This window comes from Streptomyces sp. NPDC048484 (genome assembly GCF_040651415.1).
Classification (GTDB): Bacteria; Actinomycetota; Actinomycetes; order Streptomycetales; family Streptomycetaceae; genus Streptomyces.
Map to the genome: position 1 here is coordinate 1 of NZ_JBEZJY010000125.1, position 3,126 is coordinate 3,126.

3 protein-coding genes are annotated in these 3,126 nt (G+C 63.7%); all 3 read right to left on the reverse strand.

Annotated features, from left to right (window positions below; all coding sequences use genetic code 11):
* Positions 1-380 (reverse strand): beta-ketoacyl synthase N-terminal-like domain-containing protein (locus AB0D14_RS44800; protein ID WP_362791251.1); only part of this gene is annotated, 380 nt, incomplete at its 3' end.
* A gap of 152 nt (positions 381-532) precedes the next feature.
* Entirely contained in the window at positions 533-1,432 is a 900-nt protein-coding gene (locus tag AB0D14_RS44805) for a proline iminopeptidase-family hydrolase (RefSeq protein WP_362791255.1), read from the reverse strand.
* A 173-nt stretch (positions 1,433-1,605) separates the two neighbouring features.
* Positions 1,606-3,126, reverse strand: a 1,521-nt coding sequence (locus AB0D14_RS44810; protein ID WP_362791253.1) for a thioesterase domain-containing protein, incomplete at its 5' end; no start/stop codon positions are given.

Sequence of the window (3,126 nt, forward strand, 5' to 3'; positions counted from 1 at the left end):
AGCCGCTGCTGCGGATCCATCGCCTGCGCCTCACGCGGACTGATCCCGAAAAACCCGGGATCGAACTCCCCCGCATCATGCAGGAACCCGCCCTCGTTGGCGTACGACTTGCCCGGGAGCCCCGGCTCCGGGTCGTAGATGCCCTCGACATCCCAACCACGGTTGACCGGGAAGGAAGAGACGGCGTCCGCACCCTGGATGAGGAAGCGCCAAAATTCACTCGGCGACTCCACACCTCCGGGATAGCGGCACGCCATGCCCACAATGGCGATCGGTTCGGTGGCCGCCGAGGCCAGATGACTGTTGTGCTGCCGCAACCGCTCATTCTCCAGAAGCGAATTACGAAGCGCTTCGACGACCTGCTCGACGGATGCACTCACAGTAACCTCAGCCTTTACTCTGTTGGAGTCAGCAGCCCGTGAGGGCCCATACAAACAGTCGACTCGTCGTCAAGAATCACGTCGGGGCTGTGCAAGTAAGGTCGTTCGGGGGGGCGCCGACCGACCGCACCGTGATCACACGGCGCGGCTTCTCAGTCCAGATGCTTCAGGAATTCCGCCATGACCTCGATGAACCGCTCCGGTTCCTCGAGATGCGGAAGGTGACTCGATTCCTCGAAGATCTCCCATCGCACGTCTGGGATCAGGTCGTGGAACGGCTGCACTGTCGCAGGGGTGGCTTCGTCGTATCGGCCCGAGATCAACAGCGACGGCACCGAGATGTCTGCTATGCAGTCCAGCACGGACCAATCACGCAGAGTTCCTATGACGTGGAATTCGCTCGGGCCGTTCATGGACTGGTAGACGGTGGGGTTGTTGTACACCTCACTGAGTGAGGCCATGATGTCCCGAGGCCACGGCGCCAGTCGGCATACATGTTTGTTGTAGAAGACCGTCATGGCATCGACGTACTCGTGGCTCTCCGTTGTGCCCGCCGCTTCATGGCGGAGGAGGACCTCGTTGACTCCAGGCGGAAGCTGTTCCCGGAGAACCTTCATCTCATTCAGCCACAACGGGTAAGAGGCGGGGGCATTCGCGATGATCAGCCCGCGCAGACCCGCCGGCTTCGCCGACGCATGCTTTGCCGACAGCATGCCGCCCCAGGACTGCCCGAACAGCACGTAGTTGTCAGCGATTCCGAGACTGCACAGCAAGTTGTCCAACTCATTCAGAAACAGTTCAACGGTCCAGAACTCGGCCCCTCGGTCGGGCAGGTGGCTGGAGCCGCCGTTGCCGATCTGGTCGTAATGCACGACCGGCCAGCCGATTTCGGCGAGCGAGGCGAGGTTGAGTAGGTAATCGTGCGTACTACCTGGTCCTCCGTGGACCGCGACAAGCACAGGGAGACCGGATCGCAGGTCGCCTGTGACGCGATACCACGTCCGGTGTTCCCCGAATTCGACGGTCCCCTTGGCGCTGGGAGATAGCGACATTTCAACCTTCCCCATCGGCTCGGTCAGTGCCGGTGCTCCGCCGGTCTTCCGCCAGTTGCCACGGTCCGCAGCCCTGCACGGCGGCGCCGCTGGTCGCGACAGTAGTCGTGGGGTGGCGGCCTGGACCCCCCTGTAGTCCTCCCGCCACCCCCTATTGTCGTGGCCGAGTTCCGTCACTCGATCGAGGCGATCCAGTCCTCGATGACCGCGGCCGTCGAATCCGCGTGGTCTTCCACCAGCGTGAAGTGGTTTCCCGGAGCTATCCGGAGACTGTGTGCAGAATCCCAAGGCCGCGCCCGCAGGAAGTCGCCGGTGTCCGGCGAACCATCGGGGCGTACAACGAAGGACTCGTCCACGCCGATGAACAACACCGGAGCCTCGATACTACCGAGGGAGAATGCGGGCAGCAGGTGCGAATAGTGGCTCATCGCCGACAGCCGGGCACTGTCGTAGCGCCCGAATACCGACTCCATGTCGAGCATGCGGGCGGCCATGTGCTCGAACCCGTTGGGCATCGCATTGTCTTCGACCTTGTACGAGTCCAGCAGTACGACACCGGTCGAAGTCACTCCGCGCGCCTTTTCCAGATGGTCGGCAACGGCATAGGCGACGACGCCTCCCGAGGAATAGCCGAGAAGTACGAATGGCTCTCCCTCTGCCGCGCGCAGCACACTCTCGGCAAGTACTTCGACCACCGCGTCGGCGGAGGCGGGCAAACTCTCCCCACTGGCGAAGCCGGGCATGGGAAGCACCGACACATGGCGTGCGCCGCGGAATGACGAGACCAGGCGGGCGTGCTGGTGGACGCCTCCGGCGACCATGGGTGTGGACAGGCAGATCAGTCGTGGGGCCTGCTGTCCGTCGGCCAACTTCACCGGGGCCGGCAGCTTGTCCAGATCCGCGAGGGAGTTGAACTCCGGACGCAGATCGGCGACCGCACGCAACATCGCGAACCCCTTGGGTACGTTGCCAGAGGCGACGGCGTCCCGGAACAGCTGGCTAAGGGTGTCCGCGCGATCGTCTTCGGTGGACGCCCCTGTCCGGCCGTCGTGTTCCCCTGCCGTCTCCGCCCCTCCTCCGAGCAGATTCTCTTCGAACTTGCTCCGGATATATCGGGCGAGTTCAGCGGGATTCTTGTTGTCGAAGACCACCATGGGCGGCAGGCGGAGTCCAACGGACTCGTTGAGGATGTTCCGCAGTTGCATCGCGGTGAGGGAGTCGAAGCCGGACTCGAGAAAGTTCCGTTGGGGATCGATGTTGTCCGAACTGCTGTGTCCCAGCACTTCTGCGGCACTCTCCAGCACCAAGTTCAATACCTCTAGGCCCTGTTGGGCTTCCGGCATGCCTGCCAGCCGGTGCCTCAGCGACTCCATATTTGCCCTGTCGACTGCGGCACGACGCCGGACCGTCCGAACCAATCCACTCAACAGGCGGGGCAGTTCGGTTGTGGCCAGCACCTTGAGGTCGAGTCGTATGGGGATGAGGGTGGGGTCGTCGAGTGTGGTGGCGGTGTCGAGGAGGGTGAGGGCGTGGTCGGTGGGCAGGGGCAGGATGCCGCTGCGGGCCAGCCGGGAGCGGTCCGCGGCGTCCAGTGTGCCGGTCATGCCGCTGGTCTGTTCCCACAGTCCCCAGGCCAGTGACTGCCCGGCCAGCCCCTGCGCCCGGCGGTGAACGGCCAGCCCGTCCAAGAACGC